General features: G+C 64.2%; 19 protein-coding genes, 2 tRNA genes and 1 pseudogene. 9 read left to right on the top strand and 13 right to left on the bottom strand.

The genetic code is table 11. From position 1 onward, the window contains the following. The 7 genes and pseudogenes from nhaA to fsa form a co-directional block, all read right to left on the bottom strand. Window positions 1–1,238, bottom strand: a pseudogene (gene nhaA, locus L0D18_RS00360) (Na+/H+ antiporter NhaA). A 7-nt stretch (window positions 1,239–1,245) separates the two neighbouring features. Continuing rightward, window positions 1,246–3,324, bottom strand: coding sequence for a heavy metal translocating P-type ATPase (locus tag L0D18_RS00355; protein ID WP_243026685.1), 2,079 nt, complete (start codon window positions 3,322–3,324; stop codon window positions 1,246–1,248). 31 nt (window positions 3,325–3,355) lie between these two features. Next, entirely contained in the window at window positions 3,356–3,715 is a 360-nt protein-coding gene (locus L0D18_RS00350; protein WP_243026684.1) for an ArsR/SmtB family transcription factor, read from the bottom strand. Between the two features lie 4 nt (window positions 3,716–3,719). Continuing rightward, entirely contained in the window at window positions 3,720–4,601 is an 882-nt protein-coding gene (gene pdxS / locus L0D18_RS00345) for a pyridoxal 5'-phosphate synthase lyase subunit PdxS (protein ID WP_243026683.1), read from the bottom strand. 87 nt (window positions 4,602–4,688) lie between these two features. Further along, window positions 4,689–5,882: a M23 family metallopeptidase gene (locus tag L0D18_RS00340; RefSeq protein ID WP_243026682.1), complete on the bottom strand. Its 1,194-nt coding sequence runs from the start codon at window positions 5,880–5,882 to the stop codon at window positions 4,689–4,691. A 123-nt stretch (window positions 5,883–6,005) separates the two neighbouring features. Further along, window positions 6,006–7,289: a transcription termination factor Rho gene (gene rho, locus L0D18_RS00335; protein ID WP_243026681.1), complete on the bottom strand. Its 1,284-nt coding sequence runs from the start codon at window positions 7,287–7,289 to the stop codon at window positions 6,006–6,008. Next, on the bottom strand, window positions 7,286–7,957 hold the full coding sequence (gene fsa / locus L0D18_RS00330) for a fructose-6-phosphate aldolase (protein ID WP_243026680.1): 672 nt from the start codon (window positions 7,955–7,957) through the stop codon (window positions 7,286–7,288). Before fsa ends, rho begins: the two co-directional genes overlap by 4 nt. Before the next feature lie 412 nt (window positions 7,958–8,369). Here fsa and ileS point away from each other — a divergent pair, with 412 nt between their 5' ends. The 5 genes from ileS to nfo all read left to right on the top strand — a co-directional run bounded on the left by ileS (window position 8,370) and on the right by nfo (window position 14,429). Further along, the gene (gene ileS, locus L0D18_RS00325) at window positions 8,370–11,501 is read left to right on the top strand and encodes an isoleucine--tRNA ligase (RefSeq protein ID WP_243026679.1); all 3,132 of its coding nucleotides are present in this window, start codon (window positions 8,370–8,372) and stop codon (window positions 11,499–11,501) included. Window positions 11,502–11,505: 4 nt separating this feature from the next. After that, a complete protein-coding gene (locus tag L0D18_RS00320; RefSeq protein WP_243026678.1) occupies window positions 11,506–11,919 on the top strand; it encodes a Uma2 family endonuclease in 414 nt (137 codons plus the stop codon). Between the two features lie 163 nt (window positions 11,920–12,082). Beyond that, the gene (locus L0D18_RS00315; protein ID WP_243027023.1) at window positions 12,083–13,114 is read left to right on the top strand and encodes a M24 family metallopeptidase; all 1,032 of its coding nucleotides are present in this window, start codon (window positions 12,083–12,085) and stop codon (window positions 13,112–13,114) included. Beyond that, window positions 13,115–13,609 carry a septal ring lytic transglycosylase RlpA family protein gene (locus L0D18_RS00310; protein ID WP_243026677.1) on the top strand — a complete coding sequence of 165 codons (495 nt, stop codon included), beginning with the start codon at window positions 13,115–13,117 and terminating at the stop codon, window positions 13,607–13,609. It begins immediately after the preceding gene. Between the two features lies 1 nt (window position 13,610). Then, window positions 13,611–14,429 carry an endonuclease IV gene (gene nfo / locus L0D18_RS00305; protein WP_243026676.1) on the top strand — a complete coding sequence of 273 codons (819 nt, stop codon included), beginning with the start codon at window positions 13,611–13,613 and terminating at the stop codon, window positions 14,427–14,429. A gap of 26 nt (window positions 14,430–14,455) precedes the next feature. On the opposite strand, the gene L0D18_RS00300 is transcribed toward nfo, so the two are convergent. Genes L0D18_RS00300 through L0D18_RS00285 form a run of 4 tightly spaced genes read right to left on the bottom strand, consistent with a single transcriptional unit; the run spans window position 14,456 to window position 18,358 of the window. Further along, window positions 14,456–14,626 (bottom strand): hypothetical protein, encoded by a 171-nt coding sequence (locus L0D18_RS00300; protein WP_243026675.1) that lies wholly within the window; start codon window positions 14,624–14,626, stop codon window positions 14,456–14,458. A gap of 9 nt (window positions 14,627–14,635) precedes the next feature. Next, window positions 14,636–15,295 (bottom strand): site-2 protease family protein, encoded by a 660-nt coding sequence (locus L0D18_RS00295; RefSeq protein ID WP_243026674.1) that lies wholly within the window; start codon window positions 15,293–15,295, stop codon window positions 14,636–14,638. Next, window positions 15,292–15,897, bottom strand: a complete 606-nt coding sequence (locus tag L0D18_RS00290) for a site-2 protease family protein (protein ID WP_243026673.1) — start codon at window positions 15,895–15,897, stop codon at window positions 15,292–15,294. Before L0D18_RS00290 ends, L0D18_RS00295 begins: the two co-directional genes overlap by 4 nt. Beyond that, window positions 15,872–18,358 (bottom strand): CBS domain-containing protein, encoded by a 2,487-nt coding sequence (locus tag L0D18_RS00285; RefSeq protein WP_243026672.1) that lies wholly within the window; start codon window positions 18,356–18,358, stop codon window positions 15,872–15,874. The genes L0D18_RS00290 and L0D18_RS00285 overlap by 26 nt, the downstream gene beginning before the upstream one ends. A 56-nt stretch (window positions 18,359–18,414) precedes the next feature. On the opposite strand from L0D18_RS00285, the gene L0D18_RS00280 reads away from it, so the two are divergent. Continuing rightward, window positions 18,415–18,508: transfer RNA gene (locus L0D18_RS00280), tRNA-Ser, on the top strand. Between the two features lie 15 nt (window positions 18,509–18,523). On the opposite strand, the gene L0D18_RS00275 is transcribed toward L0D18_RS00280, so the two are convergent. Together L0D18_RS00275 and L0D18_RS00270 are read right to left on the bottom strand one after the other, a co-directional pair. Beyond that, complete coding sequence (locus L0D18_RS00275) at window positions 18,524–19,771, bottom strand: Gfo/Idh/MocA family protein (protein WP_243026671.1); 1,248 nt, start codon at window positions 19,769–19,771, stop codon at window positions 18,524–18,526. A 139-nt stretch (window positions 19,772–19,910) separates the two neighbouring features. After that, a tRNA-Ala gene (locus L0D18_RS00270) sits at window positions 19,911–19,985 on the bottom strand. A 164-nt stretch (window positions 19,986–20,149) separates the two neighbouring features. Between L0D18_RS00270 and rpsB the strand changes: the two genes are divergently transcribed. The 3 genes from rpsB to pyrH all read left to right on the top strand — a co-directional run bounded on the left by rpsB (window position 20,150) and on the right by pyrH (window position 22,370). After that, window positions 20,150–20,938, top strand: coding sequence for a 30S ribosomal protein S2 (gene rpsB / locus L0D18_RS00265; protein ID WP_243026670.1), 789 nt, complete (start codon window positions 20,150–20,152; stop codon window positions 20,936–20,938). Further along, the gene (gene tsf / locus L0D18_RS00260; protein ID WP_243026669.1) at window positions 20,935–21,525 is read left to right on the top strand and encodes a translation elongation factor Ts; all 591 of its coding nucleotides are present in this window, start codon (window positions 20,935–20,937) and stop codon (window positions 21,523–21,525) included. The genes rpsB and tsf overlap by 4 nt, the downstream gene beginning before the upstream one ends. Before the next feature lie 140 nt (window positions 21,526–21,665). After that, window positions 21,666–22,370, top strand: a complete 705-nt coding sequence (pyrH, locus tag L0D18_RS00255) for a UMP kinase (RefSeq protein WP_243026668.1) — start codon at window positions 21,666–21,668, stop codon at window positions 22,368–22,370.

Genomic DNA, 22,370 nt, shown 5'->3' with positions numbered 1-22,370 from the left:
CTACACCCGGCCCCTGTCAAGGGAAGCCCGCACCAGAGTGAAGCCCAAAAGCCCGGCCAATAAGGAGGCGGCCATCACCCCCACCTTGGCCTGGTCCAAAAGGTCCCCTTCAAAGGCCAGGCCCGCAATGAAGAGGGCCATGGTAAAGCCGATGCCCGCCAACAAACCCACACCCACCATGGACTTTACGTTCACACCCTCGGGCAGGGCGCCCAGACCCAACCGCAAGGCCAGCCAGGAAAAAAGGAAGATGCCCAAGGGCTTTCCCAAAAGAAGGCCCAAGCTTACGCCCCAGGCCACCGGGCCGAGTCCTAACCCTCCCAGGGCAACCCCGGCATTAAAAAGGCAAAAACCGGCAAGACCCCAAAGGCTACCCAGGGATGCAGGGTGTGCTCCAGGCGGTGTAAAGGGCTTTGGGCCTCCTCCACCTCCTCCTCGAGGCCCTCCAGCTCCCCCTCCAGATCCTCCGGATCTTGGGCAGAAGTAGCTCCTTGGAAGGGTCTAGCCCGCCGCAAAGGAATGGCCAAGGCCAGAAGCACCCCAGCCAAGGTGGCGTGGAGGCCGGACTGGAGGACAAAATACCAAAGGGGCAATCCCAGGAGCATGTACGGCCACAGGTACCAGACCCCCATGCGGTTTAGGAGCAGGCCTAGCCCCAAGGTTAGGGCCGCCAAGCCCAGATGTAGGGGTTCTAAGCCCCCCGTGTAAAAGATGGCGATTACCAAGACGGCCCCCAGGTCGTCCACAATGGCCAAAGCAGTGAGAAAAAGCTTTAGGCCCAGAGGTACCCGGGGTACCAAGGCCAACACCCCGAGGGCAAAGGCGATATCGGTGGCCATGGGCACCCCCCAACCCCGGGCCTCGGGCATACTGGGATTGAGCATGAGGTACAGAAGGGCTGGTACCGCCATCCCCCCCAACGCACCCGCCAAGGCAAGCCCTGCCCTTTTTGGGTCTTTAAGCTCACCGAAAACCAGCTCCCGCTTGAGCTCCAAGCCCACCAGCAAGAAGAAAAGGGCCATCAAGAGATCGTTGATCCAAAGAAGCAGGGGCTTTTCCAAGGAGAAACCCCCAAAGCGCAGGCCCACCGGGATTTCCCGCAACCCAAAATAGCCTGAAGCCCCCGCAGAGTTGGCCAGTATAAAGGCAAGAAGAGCGGCCAAGAAAAGAACCAACCCCCCTTTAGCCTCACTCTCCAGGAACTGCTCCAGTAACCCGGCGTAACGGCGCTTCGGCATGTCCCGACTATACCCGGCTCCACAGGAGGCGCAAACTGTTCACCGTCACCAACACTAAGGCCCCGTTGTCTGCCAACACTGCAGCCCAAAGCCCTGTATACCCCAACAGGGTAGTGATGAGCACCAACCCCTTGAAGCCCAGCGCCAAAGCGATGTTCTGCCCCACCACCCCCAAGGTCTTGCGGCTTAGGCGTGTGGCCCTGGGCAGGGCCGTGAGGGAAAGAAGCCCCACATCAGCAGCCCTCAAAGCAGCCTCCGTTCCCTCCAGCACCGCCAGCCCCACCGTGGCCCGGGCCAAAGCAGGGGTATCGTTCACCCCATCCCCCACCATGGCCACCCCACCCCTTTCCGACAGTTCCTCCACCAACCGGAGTTTGTCCACGGGGGAAAGGCCGGCCTTCACCTCGTGGACCGAAAGCCCCAACTCGGCAACCGAGGCCAAAGCCGAGGCCTCTCGGTCCCCGGTCAAAAGGAAAGGCTTAAGCCCCAAAGAGCGAAGGCCCTTTATGGCCTCCCTAGCCTCGGGCCGGGGTTCATCCTGGAAAACCAGGAGGGCCAAGGGCTCACCTTCCCGCAGCAAAAGGGACAGGCTATACCCCTCCCAAGCCTCCACCTGCCGCCTTAGGCCCTCGGGAAGGTCCGCCACCTCGGGGCGTACCAAGCCCACCTCCTGCCCCCCAATCCGGGCAAAGGCCCCCAGGCCAGGTTGCGTGCGATGCCCCTCACCGGGTAAGGCCACACCCTCCGCCTCCCGCACCGCTCGGGCCAGGGGATGCCCTGAGCCTTCGGCCACCGCCTTGGCCAGGGCCAAGGCCTCCTCCCGGGAGACCCCAAAGGGAACCACCTCCACCAGCTTGGGCCGCCCGAGGGTCAGGGTACCCGTCTTGTCCAGGGCCACAAAGGTTACCCTGCCCAACCGTTCCAAGGCGGCCCCCGTCTTGAAGAGAACCCCGCTCCGGGCCCCCCGGGCCACCCCGGCGGCGATCGCCGCCGGCACGGAAACCACCAAGGCACAGGGACAGGCGATGAGGAGGAGGGCCAAGGCCTTGTACACATGTCCTAGGAAATCCCCCTGGAAAAGGGGCAGGATGAAGGCCACCACACCGGCCAAGAAAAGCACCGCTGGCGTATAACGACGGCTGAAGGCGTCCACCACCCGCTCCACCTGGCTCTTCTTCGCCAAGGCCTCCTCGGCCATGCGCTCCATCTGGGCCAGGAAACCTTCCCTGGGCAGGCGCTCCACCCTTAGGACCAGGCTTCCCTCCACCAGGAGGCTACCCCCATAGACCCGGTCCCCTGTCCCCTTAAGCTGAGGCAAGGGTTCCCCCGTAAAAGCCGCCTCCTCCACAGCCCCTTCTCCCGCCAGCACCACCCCGTCGGCGGGGACCCGTTCCCCCGGGGGCACGCGCACCAGGTCCCCCACCTCAAGGGCGCTCAGGGGCACCTCCTCCAACCCGCCCTCCTTCAAGCGGTAGGCCCTCTGGGGAAGAAGCTCTCCCAAAGCAAAAAGGGCCTTTCTGGCCTGGGCCACGGAGTAGGCCTCCAGCACCTCCCCCACCAGAAAGAGGAAGACCACCAAGCCGGCCTCCGCCTCGGCGCCGATGAACAGAGCCCCCAAGGTGGCCACCGTGACCAAGGCCTGCATGCTGAAGGGGTTTTGCCGGAATAGGGCTGCCGCCCGACGGGCCAAGGGGAACACCCCCACCAAGGCGGCCAAAGCGTAGGCCCAGGTGGCCAAGGACGGTACAAAACGGGAACTCAAAAAGGCTCCAAGGAGAAGCCCTCCCGAAGCCAAGGCCCATGCCCAAGGCCCGGGAAGGCGGGGGGTCCATGCCCCACTTTCCTTTTGTCCCCCGATTTCCGACACCTGGGTTGGAACCAGGCGGTAACCCAAGGCGGCCACCGCCATCTCGGCTTCCTTCTCCGCCTGGGGAACCTCGAGGTGGAGATAGGCCTTCCCACTGGCAAAGCTCACCTCAGCCCGCACCACCCCGGGAACCCGGGAAAGGGCCTTCTCCACCTTCAAGGCGCAGTCGGCGCAGTCCATCCCTTCCACCTGGAACACGCGAACCCTGGGGGCCTCCATGCCCCCAGGGTAGCATCGTTTGAGCAGCTATTCAAGTGTTCTCTGCCGCGTGCTCCAGAGCCCCATCCAGAAGCCGCTCCACATGCTCGTCCGCCAGGCGGTAATAGACCTGCTTTCCCTCCCGGCGGAAGGCCACCAGCCTAGCCTGGCGCAGGAGCCTGAGCTGGTGGCTTACCGCAGAAACCGAAACCCCGGCCAAAAGGGCTAGGTCGCACACGCAAAGCTCCCCCGCCGCCCTCAAGGCCAAGAGAAGGCGCATCCGGGTGGGATCGGCCAAGGCCTTGAGGAGGAGAGCAGCTTCCTTAAGCACCCCCTCCTGCGGCAAGCCGACACGGGCCTTGGCCACCCGCTCGGGGTGGATCTCGTAAACCCCGCAGACCGCCTTGGCCATGCCCTCACCAGCCCCGCTTGGCCAAGCGCTCCTCCTCCTTAAGCTGGTCTAGGTTGATGCCCACCATGGGCTCACCCAGGTCCTCGGAAACCTCGGCCAACACCTCGGGGTCGTTAAAGTGGGTCACCGCCCGCACGATGGCCCGGGCCCGCTTCCTGGGATCACCGGACTTGAAGATGCCGCTACCCACGAAAACCCCATCCATCCCCAGGTGCATCATCAAGGCGGCGTCGGCGGGGGTGGCGATGCCGCCAGCGGCAAAGTTCACCACCGGGAGGCGGCCATGCTCATGGACCCAGCGAACCAGCTCCAAGGGAGCCCCGATCTCCTTGGCATAGGCCACCAGCTCGTCCTCCCTCAGGGATTGGACATAGCGGATCTGTTTCCACATGGTGCGGGCGTGGCGCACCGCCTCCACCACGTTGCCGGTGCCCGCCTCCCCCTTGGTGCGGATCATGGCCGCCCCCTCGGCGATCCGCCTTAAGGCCTCCCCCAGGTCCCGGGCCCCGTTCACAAAGGGCACCTTGAACCTCCACTTGTCAATGTGGTGCTCCTCGTCCGCGGGGGTAAGGACTTCGGACTCGTCAATGAAGTCCACCCCGATGGCCTCGAGGATCATGGCCTCCACGAAGTGGCCAATGCGCACCTTGGCCATCACGGGAATGGAAACCGCGGCCATGATCTCCTTGATCACCTTGGGGTCGGACATGCGGGCCACCCCCCCCTGGGCCCGGATGTCGGCGGGCACCCTCTCCAGGGCCATCACCGCCACCGCCCCTGCCTCCTCGGCGATCATCGCCTGCTCGGGGGTGGTCACGTCCATGATCACCCCGCCCTTGAACATCTCGGCGAAGCCGGTCTTGATCTGGAAGGTTCCCTTCTCCATCCCGTCCTCCATCCTCCAGCTTACCGCCCAGAGGGTCAAGCCAACAGCAGCCGGGGGCCCAAAGGCCCCCGGTCCGCTCACGTACGCCTAAGGGAGGTAGGCCAAGGGGTTACGGGCCACCCCGCCCACCCGTACCTCAAAGTGCAGGTGGGGACCCGTGGACCATCCCGTGGAGCCCACGTAGCCGATTACCTGCCCGGCCTCCACCCACTGGCCAGGCCGCACCGCAATGCGGGACATGTGGGCGTACAGGGTTTCCACCCCCCCTCCATGGTCCAGCACCACGTGGAAACCATAGCCCATGGAGCTCCAACCCGCCACCTCAACCTGGCCCGCCTTGGCGGCCACGATGGGGGTACCATGGGGCGCTGCCAGATCAATCCCCGTGTGGTAGCGCTGGAAAGCCCCCCGCTGGCCAAAGTAGGTGGTGATGCGGAACCCCGAAAGGGGCCAGCGCATACCCCCTTCCTGGTAGCTCACCCGGCGTACCTGGGGCTGTTGGGTCTGGGCCTGCTGCACCTGCCGGGTCTGCCGCTGGACCAAGGCTTGCTGCCTGCGCCTCTCCTCCGCTAGGCGCCTAAGCTCCTCCTGGCGGCGGCGTTCCGCCTCGAGGCGAGCCTTGCGCTCCTCCTCCTGCTTGGCCAAAAGGCGCTGGTAGGTGGTCTTGGCCTGGATACCGGGCAGGAGTACCAAATCGCCAGGGCGAAGCTCCGTGGGGTTCTCCACCCCATTGGCTCGGGCCACCTGCACCGGAGAAAGGCCAAAGCGGGCCGCCAGGTCCACCAAGGTTTCCCCCTCGGGCAAGGCCACCAGCAAGCCCTTGGCTTTTTTAGGAACGTACAAGACACCACCTGCCACCAAGCGATCCAAGCTCTCCAAAGAGGGATTGGCGGAAACCAGTTCCAGGATAGATATTCCAAACCGGCTAGCCACGCTTTGCAGGGTATCTCCCGGGCGAACGCGGTAGGTCTCCACTCCAGGAGGTATACGGGGAGGACGTTCCTTTTCGGCCGTCAGCGGGATAAGAATCCGCTGCCCAGGTTGCAAGCGGTCGCTTTGCAAGCCGGTGGACCACATGATGTGCTTGGGGTCTACCTCATAGCGGGCCGCGATCCCTGCCAACGTATCCCCAGGCTTGACCACGTAGAGAACCCACCCCTTTTTGGCCGCCCGGCCCACCTCCACCGTGTTCTCGGGAAGGGGAAGGGGGCTAAGAACAGGCAGCTTAGCGAAGGCCAAAGAGGAAACCAAAAGCCATAAACTTCCCCATATTCCCCGCAACGCCCACCTCCAAACGAACCTAACCCCAACCTCGGGGGGATTATACCAGGGGCAAGCGGGGCAAATGCAAGGGGCAAAGGACGCTGGGGGGCGGAAACCCCGCCCCCCAGGGAAGAATCCCGCCTAGCGGGCAGCCAAAGAAGCCAGAAACTCCTTGTTGTTCTTGGTGCGCGCCAAGCGGGCGAGGAGCATCTCCATGGCCTCCGCCGGATCCATGTCCGCCAAGACCTTGCGCAAAAGCCACATCTTGTGGACCACCTCCTCACCCAACAGGAGCTCCTCCCGACGGGTACCGGACTTCAGGATGTCTATGGCCGGGAAGATGCGGCGCTCCTCGAGGCGACGGGAAAGGTGGAGCTCCATGTTCCCCGTCCCCTTGAACTCCTCAAAGATGACGTCGTCCATGCGGCTTCCCGTCTCCACCAAGGCGGTGGCCAGGATGGTGAGGCTACCCCCGCCCCGGATGTTGCGGGCTGCCCCCAGGAAACGCTTGGGGAAGTAGAGGGCCGCGGAGTCCAAACCGCCGGAAAGGGTGCGGCCCGTGGGCGGGGTCACCAGGTTGTTGGCCCGGGCTAGGCGGGTGATGGAATCCAGAAGGATCATCACGTGCCCCCCTTCCTCCACGATGCGCTTGGCCCTTTCGTGCACGAACTCCGCCACCCGGATGTGGTTCTGGGGCGGCTCGTCAAAGGTGCTGGCGATGACCTCGGCCCCCTGGACGCTTTCCCGGAAGTCCGTGACCTCCTCCGGCCGCTCGTCAATGAGGAGCACGATCACCCTGATGTCGGGCTCGTTCTTCAAGACGGCGTTGGCAATCTTCTTAAGGAGGGTGGTCTTACCCGCTTTGGGCGGGGCCACAATCAGCCCCCGCTGGCCCCGACCAATGGGGGCAAGAAGGTCTATGACCCGGGTGGAGAGCTCGTCGGGGGTGGTTTCCAGCTTGATCTGCCGGTCGGGGAACTGGGGGATGAGCTCGTCAAAGCGGGGCCGGTTCTTGGCCGCTTCGGGGTCCAGGTCGTTCACCGCCTCCACCTTAAGGAGGGTGCCGTAGCGCTCGTTCTCCCGGGGCGGCCGTACCCGGCCCACGATGTAGTCCCCGCTTCTTAACGCATACTGGCGAATGAGCCCGGCGGACACGATGGCGACCCTGGATTCCAGGTTGTACAGGTTTTCGGTGATGAAGCCATACCCATCCGGGCTGATCTCCAGGTACCCCTTGACCAGCTGCAAGCCCTCCCCCTGGGTCTGCCGTTCCAGGAGGGCCATGATGAGCTGGTCCTTCTTCATGCGCTTGTAGTTCTCGATCCCCGCCTCCTGGGCCAGGAGGTGAAGCTCTGGCAGGATCTTGGTCGCAAGTTCCTGGTAAGTCAGGGGCGCTTCTTGATGGATCTCCGCTTTTCTCCTCATGGCTTGACCTTCTCCCAATCCTCCATAAAGCGCTTAAGGCCTATGTCCGTAAGCGGGTGCTTGAGTAGCTGTTTGAACACCCCGTAGGGCATGGTGGCGATGTCTGCCCCCAAAAGGGCGGCCTCCGTAACATGACGGGGGTGGCGGATGGAGGCAGCGATGACCCTCACCGGCAGGTTCTGCACCTGGATCAGCTCCACAATCTCCCGCAACAACTCTCCCCCATCCCAGGAGATATCGTCCACCCGCCCCAAAAAGGGGGAGACATAGCTTGCCCCTGCCCGGGCCGCCAGAAGAGCCTGGTTTGCGGAAAAGATCAGGGTCATATTAACCTTAACCCCTTCAGCGGCAAGCCGCTTGCAGGCCTTCAAACCCTCCTCGGTGGTGGGCAGCTTGACCACAATCTGGGGGTGGATGGCCGCAAGCCGCCGTCCTTCCGCCACCATGGCCTCCGCCTCCAAGGTGGTCACCTCTGCGGACACGGGCCCCTTCACCACCTCGCATATGGTCCGTAGGTGGGCGAACAAAACCTCCTCCGTCAGCTTGGCTCCGCGACCCGCATACTCCTTCGCCACCAGGGTGGGGTTGGTGGTCACCCCGGAGAGCACTCCCCAAGCAGCGATCTCCCGTATCTCCTCCAAGTTGGCGGTATCCAAGTACAGCTCCATGAGCACTCCTTTTGTCGGGAAGCGGACCGGCTTAGCTCGATTCTAGCAGACCCAACCGGGGCGTTGTCAAGGAAGGGGAAGGGCTGCTAGGATGGGCTTAGCCGCCAACGGGGGATTTTACCCCAGGAGGCGGGAGGTGTAAAGGCGAGGATGGGGAGAGTACCCCTTTCCAATAGCCCAAAGCGAGCCGGGGAGGGTGGAAGCCCGGTGGTGAGGAGAGGCGGGAAGATCACCCCGGAGCCGCGGGAGGAAAGGGGCCAAGGCCCTGAGTAATGCCCGCCGGGTGCGCCCGTGACAGCGCCCAAAGAGGGCCTGGGAGCTCCTCCCAGGAAGCGCGGTGGTACCGCGGAAGCCCAGTTGGCTTTCGTCCGCGCCCAGAGGGCGCGGGCTTTGCTTTAAGAGGAGGAAGGGTATGTTCAAGGAGGTCGGCGAACCCCACTTTCCCAAGTTGGAAGAAGAGATCCTGGCCTTCTGGAAGCGGGAAGGTATCTTTGAAAAGAGTGTGGAAAACCGCAAGGGAAGACCCCGCTACACCATCTATGAGGGCCCCCCCACCGCCAACGGCATGCCCCACGTAGGCCACGCTCAAGCCCGCAGCTACAAGGACCTCTTCCCCCGGTATAAGACCATGAGGGGCTACTACGTGCCCCGCCGGGCCGGTTGGGACACCCACGGCCTGCCCGTGGAGCTGGAGGTGGAGAAGAAGCTGGGCCTTAAGAATAAGCGGGAGATTGAGGCCTACGGCATTGAGCGCTTCAACCAAGCTTGCCGGGAGTCGGTCTTCACCTACGAGAAGGAGTGGGAGGCCTTCACGGAACGCATCGCCTACTGGGTGGACCTAAAAAACGCCTACGCCACCCTCCACCCCACCTACGTGGAGAGCATCTGGTGGAGCTTGAAGGAGCTCTTTAACCGGGGGCTCCTTTACCGGGATCAAAAGGTGGTGCCTTACTGCCCGCGCTGCGGCACCCCGCTTTCCTCCCATGAACTCTCCTTGGGCTACAAGGAGATCACCGACCCTTCGGTCTACGTGCGCTTACCCCTTAAGGAGGCGGAAAAACTGGGCCTGAAACAGGCGAGCCTCCTCGTCTGGACCACCACCCCCTGGACCCTGCCCGGGAACGTGGCCGCGGCGGTCCACCCAGGGTTCACCTATGGGGCCTTCGCCGTGGGGGAGGAGGCGGTGATCCTCGAGGAATCCCTGGGGAAAAGGCTCCTCGGGGAGGAAACCCCCATCCTCAAGACCTTTTCGGGAAAGGACCTGGAAGGCCTGGCCTACGAACCCCCATACCCAAGCGCTTTGGAAAAGGGCTACTTCGTGGTCCTGGCGGAATACGTGAGCCGGGAAGAGGGCACGGGCATCGTCCACCAGGCCCCGGCCTTTGGCGCCGAGGACCTGGAGACGGCCAGGGCCTACGGCCTTCCCCTTCTCAAGACGGTGGACGAGGAAGGAAAGCTCCTGGTGGAACCCTTTAGGGGCCTCTTCTTCCGGGAGGCCAACCGGGCCATCCTGAAGGATTTGCGCTCCCGGGGGCTCCTCTTTAGGGAGGAAAGCTACCTCCACAACTACCCCCACTGCTGGCGCTGCTCCACCCCCCTCATGTACTACGCCACGGAGACCTGGTTCATCAAGAACACCCTCTTCAAGGAAGCCCTCATCCAGAAGAACCAGGAGATCAACTGGGTTCCGCCCCACATCAAGGAGGGCCGTTACGGGGAGTGGCTCAGGAACCTGGTGGACTGGGCCCTTAGCCGCAACCGCTACTGGGGTACCCCCCTTCCCATCTGGACCTGCACCTCCTGCGGCAAAGAAGAGGCCATCGGCAGCATCCAAGAACTTAGGGAAAAGGCCACCCGGCCCCTTCCCGAACCCTTTGACCCCCATCGCCCCCATGTGGACGAGGTGGAACTAAAGTGCGCCTGCGGGGGCACCATGCGCCGGGTACCCTATGTGATCGATGTCTGGTACGACTCCGGGGCCATGCCCTTCGCCTCCTTGCACTACCCCTTTGAGAACCAGGAGGAGTTTAAGGAGTCCTTCCCCGCGGACTTTATCGCCGAGGGCATCGACCAGACCCGGGGCTGGTTCAACTCTCTGCACCAGCTTGGGGTGATGCTCTTCGGCTCCATTGCTTTCAAGAACGTGATCTGCCACGGCCTCATCCTGGACGAGAAGGGACAGAAGATGAGCAAGTCCAAGGGGAATGTGGTGGACCCCTGGGACATCATCCGGGAGTTCGGGGCGGACGCCTTAAGGTGGTACATCTACATCTCCGCACCCCCGGAGGCCGACCGCCGCTTTGGGCCCAACCTGGTGCGGGAAACCGTGCGGGACTACTTCTTAACCCTTTGGAACGTGTATAGCTTCTTCGTGACCTACGCCAACCTGGACCGGCCGGACCTCAGGAACCCGCCTCCCGTGGAGAAACGGCCCGAGTTGGACCGCTGGCTTCTGGCGCGGCTTCAGGACCTGATCCAAAGGGTGACGGAGGCCCTCGAGGCCTACGACCCCACCCAAAGCAGCCGCGCCCTCCGGGACTTTGTGGTGGAGGACCTCTCCCAATGGTACGTGCGCCGGGGCCGGCGGCGCTACTGGAAAAACGAGGACCCCCTGGACCGGGAATCCGCCTACGCCACCTTGTACCAGGCCCTGGTCACGGTAAGCCAGCTCTCCGCCCCCTTCACCCCCTTCCTGGCCGAGGTGCTTTGGCAGAACCTGGTGCGCTCCGTAAGCCCAGAAGCTCCCCTTTCCGTGCACCTTTCCGACTGGCCGGAGGTGGACCCGAAGCTACTGGACGAGGAGCTGGTGGCCAAGATGCGGGCGGTGCTCAGGGTGGTGGACCTGGCCCGTTCCGCCCGGGCCAAAAGCGGGGTCAAGACCCGCATCCCCTTACCCCTTCTTCTGGTCACCGCCCCTAGCGCCCTGGAAAGGGAGGGCCTCCGGCACTTCGCCCCGGAGATGGCCGATGAGCTCAACGTAAAGGAAGTAAGGGTCCTAGAGCCCGGCGAGGAGGTGCTCCGCTACCGGGTCTTGCCCAACCTTAGGCTCCTCGGCAAGAAGTACGGCAGGCTCGTTCCCCAGATCCGGGAGGCCCTGGAGAAGGAGGCCTCCAGGGTGGCCCATCTGGTCCTCAAAGGGGAAAGGGTGCCCTTAACCCTGGAGGGCCAGGAGGTGGTCCTGGAGCCGGAAGAGGTGCTCCTCGAGGCCCAGGCCCCCGAGGGGTATGAGGCCCTGGAAAAGGACGGGTACGTGGCCGCCCTGGAGGTGCGGGTCACGGAGGAGCTCAAGCTTGAGGGGCTGGCCCGGGACCTGATCCGCCACCTGCAGCAGACCCGCAAGGAGATGGGCCTCAAGGTCTCCGACCGCATCCGGGTGGGCTACGAGGCGGAAGGCGCCTATCTGGAAGCCTTGAAAGGCTATGGCGGCTGGATCGCCGAGGAGGTTTTGGCCCTAGAGTTTGGGCCAGGCCTCTTCCCCGGTCACACCACCTCTTTGGAGGACGAGGAAGGCCGGGTGCGCTTTAGCCTGGAAAGGCTAGGATAGGGCCATGGGCCAGCCCGCCCGGAAAGCCCTTAGCCTCGAGGCCTACCTAAGGCTGGAGGAGAAAAGCCCCATACGGCATCATCTGGTGGAGGGAACCCTATGGGCCATGGCGGGAGCAGGCCGGGCCCACCATCAGATCCTGACCCGGTTACTCCTAAAACTGGGGCCCAAGGCCCTAGAGGAAGGGTGTGAGGCCTTTGCAGTGGAGCGTAGGCTTAAGGTGTCGGAGGATACCGTCTTTTACCCCGACCTCATGGTGGCGTGCGGTCCCTCCCCCTCCCTTTACGAGGAAGCCCCCGGCCTTTTGCTGGAAATCCTCTCGGAGAGCACGGAGGATCTGGGTCGGGGGAAAAGCTATGGCACTATCTGCGCCTACCCTCGCTGCGGGCGTATCTTCTGGTGGATAGCCGTCGGGTAGGCCTCGAGGCCTAGCTGCGGGAAGAAGACAAGGGGACCTACCCCCGCCTGGGGCCAGGGGAGAGCCTTCCCCTCCCCTGTCCCCCTCTGGAGTTGACCGTGGACCATCTGTACCCGGGCGTGAACCTGGAAGAGGGTTAACGGGTGGTATAGTAGGCCCCGTGCTGGAGCCCAAGACCCTCCTAGAGCCCTTGGGGCTGGATGCCCTCTACATCACCCGCCCGGAAAACGTCCGCTACCTTTCGGGCTTTCCCCACCCCGAGGACGCCCAGGTCCTGGTCATGGGGGAAGGCTCCTTCCTCCTCACCGACCCCCGCTACCCTGAGGCGGAGCGGGAAAGCCGCATCCCCGCTAAGGTGCTGAAGCGGGAGGAAAAAGAGGCCCTTCTGAGGGGGCTCAGGGGCCGGGTGGGCTTTGAGGCCGAGCACCTTCCCTACGCCTCCTTGGAGCGCCTGCGGGAGCTCGCCCCTGCGGAGTGGGTGCCCACCAAGGGGGTCATAGAACGGCTTAGGCTTAAGAAAACCCCGGAGGAGGTGGAGCGGATCCGCAAGGCCCAGGCCCTGGCGGAAGAAGCCCTGGCCCACGCCCTCACCCTCCTGAAGCCCGGCGTTTTGGAGCGGGAGGTGGCCTTGGAGATAGAGTTTTTCCTGAAACGCCGGGGGGCTGGGGTGGCCTTCCCTCCCATCGTGGCCTCGGGGGTACGGGGGGCTTTGCCCCATGCCGGGGCCTCGAGGAAAGCCCTCGAGGCCGGGGAACTGGTCACCCTGGACCTGGGGGCGGAGGTGGAGGGGTACCACTCGGACATGACCCGCACCGTGGCCCTGGGAAGGGTGGACGGGGAACTCAAGCGGGCCTTCCAGGCCACCCTGGCCACCCTGGAAAGGGTCCTAGACGCCTTAGGCCCAGGCAAAAGCACCAAGGAGCTGGACGCCTTGGCCCGGGAGGAGCTAAGGCGCTTTGGCCTGGACCGCTACTTCGTCCACTCCCTGGGGCACGGGGTGGGGCTTGCCGTGCACGAGGGGCCGGGGCTTTCCCCTTACACGGAGGAGGCCCTCGAGGCGGGCATGGTGGTCACCGTGGAGCCCGGGGTCTACTTACCGGGGAAAGGGGGCGTGCGCATAGAGGAGCTTGTCCTCATCACGGATACGGGGATGGAACTCCTCTCCCGCTTTCCCCGGGGCTGGCATGAGGTTTAGGTGCGCGCCCTGGTCCTAGCCCTTTTCCTCTCCGGTGCCCTGGCCCAGACCTATACCGTACAGAAGGGGGACACCCTTTACCGCATCGCCAAGGCCCACGGCCTGAGCGTGGAAGAGCTAAAGGGGCTAAACGGCCTCACCTCGGACCTGATTCACCCGGGGCAGGTCCTTAGGGTGGGAACGCAGGACCCTCCCAAGAAAGCCTCCCTTTTCCAGGAGGGCCTGGCCGTCTGGTACGGCCCGGGATTCCACGGGAAGCGCACGGCCAGCGGGGAGGTCTACGATATGCACGCCCTCACCGCCGCCCACCCCTCCTTGCCCTTCGGCACCCGGGTGCGGGTCACCAACCTAAAAAACGGCAGAAGCGTGGTGGTGCGCATCAACGACCGGGGACCTTTTGGGGGCAGGTACATCATTGACCTCTCCTACGCCGCCGCCAAGGCCATTGGGGCCCTTTCCGCCACCCGGGTACGGGTGGAGGTGCTGGAGGAGTGAGATGGTGCGCTATGGCTTTCACCTTTCCATCGCCGGGAAAAAGGGCGTGGCCGGGGCCGTGGAAGAAGCCCAGGCCCTGGGCCTTTCCGCCTTCCAGATCTTCGCCAAAAGCCCCCGTAGCTGGAAAACCCGTGCCCTTTCCCCAAGCGAGGTGGAAACCTTCCGCGCCCTGCGGGAAATGGCCGGGGAACTTCCCGGGGTGATCCATGCCTCCTATCTGGTGAACCTGGGGGCGGAGGGGGAGCTTTGGGAAAAGAGCGTGATGAGCCTGGCGGACGACCTGGAAAAGGCCCGCATCCTGGGACTGGAGTACGTGGTGGTCCATCCAGGCTCAGGAGACCCCCAACGGGTAAAAGAGGGCCTCCTAAAGGCCCTGCGCCTGACCGGGGTAAAGGAACGGCCCACCCTCCTGGTGGAGAACACCGCCGGAGGCGGGGAAAAGGTGGGGGCCCGGTTTGAGGAGCTGGCCTGGCTCCTAAAGGACACCCCCCTGGGGGTCTGCCTGGACACCTGCCACGCCTATGCCGCCGGGTACGACGTGAGGGAGGAGCCCCAGGAGGTCTTGAGCCAACTGGACCGCCTCGTGGGCCTCGAGCGGGTGCCGGTGGTGCACCTCAACGATTCCGTGGGGGGCCTAGCCAGCCGCATAGACCACCATGCCCATCTTCTCCAAGGCCAGATCGGGGAAGGGCTTAAACGCGTTCTCCTGGACCCCCGGCTCAGGAACCGGGTCTTCATCTTGGAAACCCCTAGAAGCCCCGAGGAGGACGCCTGGAACCTGAAGGTCCTGCGCAGCTGGCTAGAGGAGGCCCCCGCCTAGGAAAAGGCGCAGGGCGGAGACGATCATCACCAAAACCCTAGCCTAAAGGCTCGCTCCTCCCCGGCTAGCACCCCAAGCCCGGCGGCCAAAAGGGCCAGGGGCAGAACCAGCCAGTTGAGCCAGCCCACAAGGGGCAAAAGGGCCGGAAGCAGTAACAAAAGGGACAGCACGGCCAGCACCAGGCTCAGGGTGCGCATAGCCCCAGTCTAGCCAAAGAAAAGGCCAAAGAACACCCTGCGGGCAAAACGCAACACCTCCTGAATGGGCCCCCGCAACACCGTAAGGATAAGGAGGAAGGAAAGCCAGGCGTACTGCTCCAGCCGCCAGAGAAGGGGTTGCCAGGAAAGGGGCATAAGGCTTTGCAGGATTTTGGAGCCGTCCAAGGGAGGAATGGGCAGGAGGTTGAAGACCGCCAGGACCAGGTTGATGGAGCTGGCGAAGAAGGCGGCCAGCGCCAAAAGTCCCCATAGGGTCTGCCCTTCTCCCCTTAGGGTCAGGACCACCCCCACAGGATCCAGGGCAAAGATCCCCCGCACCACAAGGGCGAAGAGCACGGCCAAAACCAGGTTGATGACGATCCCGGCGATGGAGACCACGAAAAGCCCCAGCCGGTAGGAGCGGAAGGCCGGGGGATAGATGGGCACCGGCCTGGCCCAGCCAAAGCCCACCAGGAGAAGAAGCACCGTGCCCAAGGGGTCCAGGTGCTTCAAGGGGTTAAGGGTAAGCCGCCCTTGGCGCTTAGCCGTGGTGTCACCGAAGAGGTAGGCGGCGTAGGCGTGGCCCAGCTCATGCAAAACCAAGCTGAAGACCAAGGCGGCAAAGGCCAGTACGAAGGCCAAGGGATCTTGCTGCCAAAGCCCGATCATAGCCCTAAAGCCCGATAAAAGGTTTCCAGAAGCCCCGCCAGCCCCCGGACCACCGAGCCCGTGACCCCGGTAAACGAGAGGACCAGGAAGATGAGGATAAAGCCCAGGGGCCCGTATGAGGCCACCTGATCCAGAAAACGCCGGGCTTCATACCCGCCCACCGCATAAAGGGCCTTGGCCCCATCCAAAGGGGGCACGGGGAAAAGGTAAATGGCGGCGTGCAGAAGCAGGAGCCTTTGGGCCACCCAAAGCCCCTCCCCAAAGGGGTAGGGCAAAAAGCGGGCGAGAAGGCCGTACAGGAAGGCGGCCACAAGGAAACCCAACGGGCCCATGAGGGCCACCATGGCCCCCTTCCTCCCCGGAAGGCCGGTGGGCACGAACCGAGGCCAGCCGAAGCCCAGAAGGACCAACAGGACTAGGCCCAAGGGCTCCAGGTGGGCCCGGAGATCCAGGGAAAGGAAACCGTAGCGCCGGGGGGCCGTATCCCCGTACCGGTCTGCCAGGTAGGCTTGGAAAAGGTTGTGGATCACGAGGCCAAAAACGGCAAAGGCGAAGGCCACCAGGAAGACCGGGGGGTCATTGAGGTACGGAAAAAGACCCATCGCCTATCAGTCTACGGGCTAAGGCCAGCTCCTCCTCAAAGGTCCTCACCTCGCCTCGAGCCCGGGCCTCGGCCACCTGGCGCAGGATCTCCCCCACCCTGGGGCCCGGCTTAAGGCCCAGTTGCAAAAGATCCCGCCCCATGAGGACCCGCCTCCTCTCCGTAAGCCAGCCCTCCTTCTCGGGGAAAAGGGCCAAAAAAACGCTTCGCAGGGGCTCCTTCGCCAGGGCTTCCTTTTCCACCTCATTCCAGGAACCCTTCAGCAAGAGGGCTAGGCCCTCCTGAAGCCGCTTGGGAAGCCCCAGGGCTAAGGCCTTCTCCAGGGGATTTTCCTGGAAGCAAAGGAGAAGGAGGAGGCGGGCTTCCACCCTCAGCCGCTCTAAAGGGATTCCCTCCTCCTCGGGGTACCTCCACCTAAGCCTGGCAAAGGGCTCCCGTGGTGGAAGCCTAAGCCCATAGAGGGGACCCAGGGCTCCCAGTTCTTCCAGGAGGGAGAGGGCCTCGAGGAAGGTATCCTCCTCCAGCGTGAGCAAAAGCTCGTCTCTCAGCCGGCTTTTGCTGGCCGTCTTCAGCACCTCGGGCAGGAGGGCCGGAGGCAGGGCCTTCAAGGCCTCCTCGGAAAAGCGGAAGGCCAGGCGGGCAGCCAGGCGTGCCCCTCGGACGATGCGGCTAGGGTCCTCCACGAAGGAGAGGGGGTGAAGGGGACGAAGTAGGCGGGCCTGAAGATCCTCGAGGCCCCCGTAAGGATCCAAAAGCTCCAGGGTGGCCAGGGACAAAGCCATGGCGTTCACCGTGTAATCCCGCCTCTCCAGGTCCTTGGCGATGGGGGCTGGGCGCACCTGGGGCAGGGCCCCGGGGTAGGGGTACACCTCCTCCCGGCTTTCCGCCAGGTCCACGGCAAGGCCGAAAGAGAGGCGCACCCGCGCAGTGCCGAAGGCATAGTGCAGGCCAAAGCTCCCTCCAAAGCGCTCCACCAGGAAGCGGGCCACCTCCCCCACCTTTACCCCCGGTTCCAGAACCAGGTCTATATCCGGCCCAGAACGGCCCAGAAGGGCATCCCGCACCACGCCGCCCACCAGGTACACCCCTTGGGAAAAGGCCTCCTTAAGGGCCAGGACCACCTGCCTGGCCCCCTCGGGCAAGGCCTCCAGAATCCGCTCTCCCAAGGGCTTCTCCCGGGAAGGCTTCTTCCGGTAGAGGTCGGTCCGGGTAAAGATGCCTAAAAGCCTCACTCCCTCCCCATGCCGCTTTCCCACCAGGACCCGCCCTCCTCCCTCCTTCAGGTAGGGCCCCACCTGGGAAAGGGGGGTTTCCGGAGGCAGGACCACGGCCCGGGCCAGAAACCCTTCCACGGGATGCTCTGCCAAACCTAGCCTTTCCGCCTTCCTCAGGTCCCGCCTGCGGGCTAGGCCCAAAATCCGCACCCCTTCCCCCCCCACAGGCACCACCACCGGCATGGCCCCGTACCCGCGGTCCTCCAGAACCCGGAGGGCCTCCCGCACCGTGGTGGGGCGCAGGGTTTCCACGGGCGAGGTCATGACCTCGCCCAAGGTGGGCTCAGGCTCCAGGTACCGGGGAAGGCTCTCCACAAGGCGCTTCACCGCATTCCGCACCCCCCGCACCCGGGCGAAGGCCGCCCGAGGGTGCCCCCCGCCCCCCACCTGGGAAAGCCAGCGGCCCACATCCAGCCGCTCCCGGCTCCGGGCAATGAGGAGAACCTCCCGCCCCAGCTTCAGGACCAAAAGGACCCCATCGGCCTCGTGGAGGTCCAATAGGGTATGGGCGAGAGGGGCCAAAGCGGGCACGTACCCTTCCTCCTTGGCCTGGCAAAGGAGGAGGCGGAAGCCTTCCCGGTTCACCACCCGGGCGGTGCGCATCAGGGCCTTCAGCACCTCCCGGGCTTCCTCCCCCATATGGGGCCGCACCCACTGCCGAACCCTTGGGATCTCCGCACCCTGCTGGGCCAGAAAATGGGCGGCCTCGAGGTCCAGAGGCGTGGTGGAGGGAAAGCTAAACCCCCCGGTGTCCTCCCAGATCCCCGCATAGGCCAAGGTGGCCTCCAAAGGTGTAAGCGTCAGGCCCCGCTCCCGAATAAGGGGCACCAAAAGGCTCACCGTGGCCCCCACCTGGGCCACCCTACCCCCCACCGCCGGCACATCCCCAGGGGCCCGGGGGTGGTGGTCAAACACCAGAAAAGGAACCCGGCCCACCAAGGCCTTGAAGGGCCCGATGCGCTCGGGCCGGGCATTGTCCACCAGGATTACCCCCGTCACCCTTTGCAAGGGGACCTCCGAGGCTGGCACCAGGTCCAAACGATCCTCCAAAAGGGGAGCGATCTCCTTTAGAGGCCCCTCGAGGCCTCCCACCAAGGCCAGAACGCTTCCAGGGAACAGCTTGCCCGCCAGGACCATGGAGCCCAGGGCGTCAAAGTCCAGGTTCTCGTGGGCCACCACCACCCGCACAGCACCAGCTTACTTGACGTTAAAAACGGGCCTTGTTAAACTCAGGCTTGGCACTTGGAGAGGTGCCCGAGTGGCTGAAGGGACACGACTGGAAATCGTGTAGGCGGGCTTAAACCTGCCTCGCGGGTTCGAATCCCGCCCTCTCCGCCAAAGGCCCCTTGCCCTCTAGGGCAAGGGGATTTCCACTTGGACCACCTTACGGGCCCTCCTGGCCTCCTCCGCCAAGAAGGTGAGCCGGTGGGCCTGGACCGCCTCGGAGAAGGGCTCCAGAGGGCCTTCGTCACCCCGGATCAGGGCTTGCAAGAAGGCCTGGACCAGCCCAAAGTCTCCACCCCCGTGCCCGCTAAGGATGGAACCCTCCGCCTCGGTCTCCAGGTCATAAACCCTCTCCCCCTCCCCGAACCGGTAGAGCCTGAGGTGCCGCCCGTCCCCAAAAAGCTCCCCCCGGGTGCCAAAGATGCGGGTCTCCCGAAACCGCATCCGGCTCAACCCCTCCACATGCAGGCTGGCCGTGCGTCCGTCCTGGTATTCCAACATCACCACCTGATGGTCCGCCATGTCGTTCTTCCCCAGGTACACACACTCCCCGTAGGGGCCCTCCCTCAAGGCCTGCATCAGGTTCTCCCAGGTCACCGGGTAGGCCACCACGTCCAGGGGCCAGCCCCGCTCCCCCTTTTCGTAGGCCTCCAGATAAATGCGCTTGGCGGAAAAGGGGCAGGACCCCTCCACCTCCTTGGGGCATTCCAGGCACCGGCTGGCCGCCCCCTGAGGCCGGTTCTCGGGGCGGAAGTGGTACAGCCCCCCGAAGGAGGCTACCCGGGCCACCTCCCCCGGCAGCAGGAAGAGGATCCAGTCCAGGTCGTGGACGCTCTTGGCCAGAAGAAAGGGGCTAGACTCCGCCTCCTTCCGCCAGTTTCCCCGTACGAAGCTGTGGGCGTAGTGCCAGTGGCCCACCGGCTCCAGGTGCTGGACGGAAACCACCTCGCCCACCGCCCCTTCCCTGAGCAGTTCCCTCAGGGCCCGGGCGTAGGGAGTGTAGCGCAGCACGTGGGCCACGGCCACCATGCGCCCCGTGCGCCTCTTGGCCACGGCCACCCCTTCCACCTCCCGCCAGGTGGGAGCGATGGGCTTCTCCAGGAGAAGGTGGTAGCCCTTTTCCATGAGGGCCACCGCAGCCTCGGCGTGCAGGCGGTCGGGTAAGGCCACCACCGCAGCCTCCCCGAAAAGAGGGGCCTGCAAAAGCTCCCGCCAATCGGCAAAGGTCCTTTCCACCCCGAAGGCCCGGCGAAAGGCCGCCAGGCGCCACGGCCGGGGGTCCGCCACCGCCACGATGCGGGCGCCCAGGGCGTGGGCGTGACGCGCATAGGCTAGACCCCGGTTTCCCCCTCCCAGGAAGACCAGGCTGGGCCCCATGGCCCCATCCTGCCATGGCCTACCCCCTGGGGGAAGACCAAAAGAACGCCACCCCAGGGATGTCCGCACCCCGGGCCTCACACCCCGTAAGCAGTAAAAAGTACCCCCCCAGCCATGCTACCGGGGGGGTACCTGGACCTGGTGGAGCGGAGGGGATTTGAACCCCTGACCTCCCGCTTGCAAGGCGGGTGCTCTCCCTCTGAGCTACCGCCCCAAGCCTAGGGGAGTATAGCCCAAAAGGGGGGGTTACGCAAAGCCCCTCTTCCCTCTATAATCGGAGAGGTGTGCCGGGCCAGCCCACGGGCAGGGGAAGGTCCCGTGGGAAAAAGGCCGGCGCACGGGAAACGCCAAGCCCAACCTTCCCCGAACGGGAGGAATATGCCTGTAAACATCAGCGTTAAGGAGCTTCTTGAGGCAGGGGTTCACTTCGGTCACGAGCGTAAGCGCTGGAACCCCAAGTTCGGGCGCTACATCTACGCGGAGCGCAACGGCATCCACATCATTGACCTGCAGAAGACCATGGTGGAGCTGGAGCGCACCTTCCGCTTCCTCGAGGACCTGGCCATGCGGGGAGGCACCATCCTCTTCGTGGGCACCAAGAAACAGGCCCAGGACATCATCCGCATGGAAGCGGAACGGGCGGGGATGCCCTACGTGAACCAGCGCTGGCTGGGTGGGATGCTCACCAACTTCAAGACCATCTCCCAGCGGGTAAACCGCCTGGAGGAGCTGGAGAACCTCTTCGCTTCCCCAGAGATCCAGGACCGGCCCAAGAAGGAACAGGTACGTCTGAAGCACGAGCTGGAGCGCCTGCAGAAGTACCTTTCGGGTTTCCGGCGTCTGAAGCGCCTTCCTGACGCCGTCTTCGTGGTGGACCCCACCAAGGAGGCCATCGCCGTCCGGGAAGCCCGCAAGCTCTTCATCCCCGTGGTGGCCCTGGCGGATACCGACTCCGATCCCGAGCTGGTGGACTACATCATCCCCGGCAACGACGACGCCATCCGTTCCATCCAGCTCATCGTCTCCCGGGCGGTGGACCTCATCATCCAGGCCCGGGGCGGGGTGGTGGAGCCCTCCCCCTCCTACGCCCTGGTCGAGGAGGCGGAAAGGGCCGAATCCCAGTCCCAAACCGCATCCGACATTGACGAGGACGAGGTGGAAGCATGAGCCAGATGGAACTCATCAAAAAGCTGCGCGAGGCCACGGGGGCCGGCATGATGGACGTGAAGAAGGCCCTCGAGGACGCCGGTTGGAACGAGGAAAAGGCCGTCCAGCTCCTCCGGGAGCGGGGGGCCATGAAGGCGGCCAAAAAAGCGGAACGGGAGGCTAGGGAAGGGGTCATCGGCCACTACATCCACCACAACCAACGGGTGGGGGTCCTGGTGGAACTCAACTGCGAAACGGACTTCGTGGCCCGGAACGAGATCTTCCAGAACCTGGCCAAAGACCTGGCCATGCACATCGCCATGATGAACCCCCGCTATGTCTCCGCCGAGGAGATCCCCGCCGAAGAGCTGGAGAAGGAGCGGCAGATCTACATCCAGGCGGCCCTTAACGAGGGCAAGCCGGCCCAGATCGCCGAGAAGATCGCCGAAGGCCGCCTGAAGAAGTACCTGGAGGAGGTGGCGCTTCTGGAACAGCCTTTTGTCAAGGACGACAAGGTCCGGGTGAGGGAGCTCATCCAGGAGGCCATCGCCAAGACTGGGGAAAACATTGTGGTGCGGCGCTTCTGCCGCTTTGAGCTGGGGGCGTAGGGTCACCCCACCCTGGCCCTGCCAGGGTGGGCACCCCGGCAAATCCAAGGCTATGGAAGCGTACCCCGTAAGGAACAAGGGCGTGAGTCGCGGGGAAGATCCGGGGCCTTTTTTAAGAGGGCCCCGGTTTTGCTAAGGCCATGAAGTACAAACGGGTTCTCCTCAAGCTTTCCGGCGAGTTTCTGACCCAAAATGGCTTCGGCATTGAGCCCGAGGCCACCAAAGCTCTGGCCAAGGAGATCAAGGCCGCCTACGACACCGGGGTCCAGCTAGCCATCGTGATTGGGGCTGGGAACCTTTGGCGGGGTGCCCGCCAGGGTGTGGGCATGGACCGGGCTACCGCCGACTACATCGGCATGCTGGCCACCATCATGAACGCCCTGGCCCTCCAGGACGCCCTGGAATCCCTGGGCATTCCCACCCGGGTCCAGACGGCCCTCACCATCACCCAGGTGGCCGAGCCCTACATCCGCAGGCGGGCCCTGCGCCACCTGGAGAAGGAGCGCATCGTCATCTTTGGGGGGGGAACGGGCAACCCCTTCTTCTCCACGGACACCGCCGCCGCCCTAAGGGCCTTGGAGGTGGGGGCCGAGGTGGTCCTGATGGCCAAGAACAAGGTGGACGGGGTCTACTCCGATGACCCCCGTAAAAACCCAAATGCGGTGCGCTTTGACGAGCTCACCTACCTGGAGGTCTTGAACCGGGGTCTACAGGTCATGGACACCACCGCCATCACCCTGTGCATGGAGGCCGGGCTTCCCATCGTGGTCTTTGACATCTTTAAACCGGGCGCCTTGGTGGGTATCATCCAGGGGGAAAAGGTGGGTACCCTGATCCACACCTGA

The sequence above is a fragment of the Thermus albus genome, from assembly GCF_022760855.1.
Classification (GTDB): Bacteria; Deinococcota; Deinococci; order Deinococcales; family Thermaceae; genus Thermus; species Thermus albus.
The sequence above is the reverse complement of the archived record's forward strand: the minus strand, read 5'-3'. Positions and strand labels throughout refer to the sequence as shown.

Coding starts and splice junctions, on each gene's coding strand:
- nfo (WP_243026676.1), top strand. CDS start 13,611: ATGGTGCGCTATGGCTTTCACCTTTCCATCGCCGGGAAAAAGGGCGTG.
- fsa (WP_243026680.1), bottom strand. CDS start 7,957: ATGGAGCTGTACTTGGATACCGCCAACTTGGAGGAGATACGGGAGATC.
- rho (WP_243026681.1), bottom strand. CDS start 7,289: ATGAGGAGAAAAGCGGAGATCCATCAAGAAGCGCCCCTGACTTACCAG.
- L0D18_RS00295 (WP_243026674.1), bottom strand. CDS start 15,295: ATGATCGGGCTTTGGCAGCAAGATCCCTTGGCCTTCGTACTGGCCTTT.
- L0D18_RS00300 (WP_243026675.1), bottom strand. CDS start 14,626: ATGCGCACCCTGAGCCTGGTGCTGGCCGTGCTGTCCCTTTTGTTACTG.
- L0D18_RS00290 (WP_243026673.1), bottom strand. CDS start 15,897: ATGGGTCTTTTTCCGTACCTCAATGACCCCCCGGTCTTCCTGGTGGCC.
- pdxS (WP_243026683.1), bottom strand. CDS start 4,601: ATGGAGAAGGGAACCTTCCAGATCAAGACCGGCTTCGCCGAGATGTTC.
- rpsB (WP_243026670.1), top strand. CDS start 20,150: ATGCCTGTAAACATCAGCGTTAAGGAGCTTCTTGAGGCAGGGGTTCAC.
- L0D18_RS00350 (WP_243026684.1), bottom strand. CDS start 3,715: ATGGCCAAGGCGGTCTGCGGGGTTTACGAGATCCACCCCGAGCGGGTG.
- L0D18_RS00355 (WP_243026685.1), bottom strand. CDS start 3,324: ATGGAGGCCCCCAGGGTTCGCGTGTTCCAGGTGGAAGGGATGGACTGC.
- ileS (WP_243026679.1), top strand. CDS start 8,370: ATGTTCAAGGAGGTCGGCGAACCCCACTTTCCCAAGTTGGAAGAAGAG.
- L0D18_RS00275 (WP_243026671.1), bottom strand. CDS start 19,771: ATGGGGCCCAGCCTGGTCTTCCTGGGAGGGGGAAACCGGGGTCTAGCC.
- tsf (WP_243026669.1), top strand. CDS start 20,935: ATGAGCCAGATGGAACTCATCAAAAAGCTGCGCGAGGCCACGGGGGCC.
- pyrH (WP_243026668.1), top strand. CDS start 21,666: ATGAAGTACAAACGGGTTCTCCTCAAGCTTTCCGGCGAGTTTCTGACC.
- L0D18_RS00320 (WP_243026678.1), top strand. CDS start 11,506: ATGGGCCAGCCCGCCCGGAAAGCCCTTAGCCTCGAGGCCTACCTAAGG.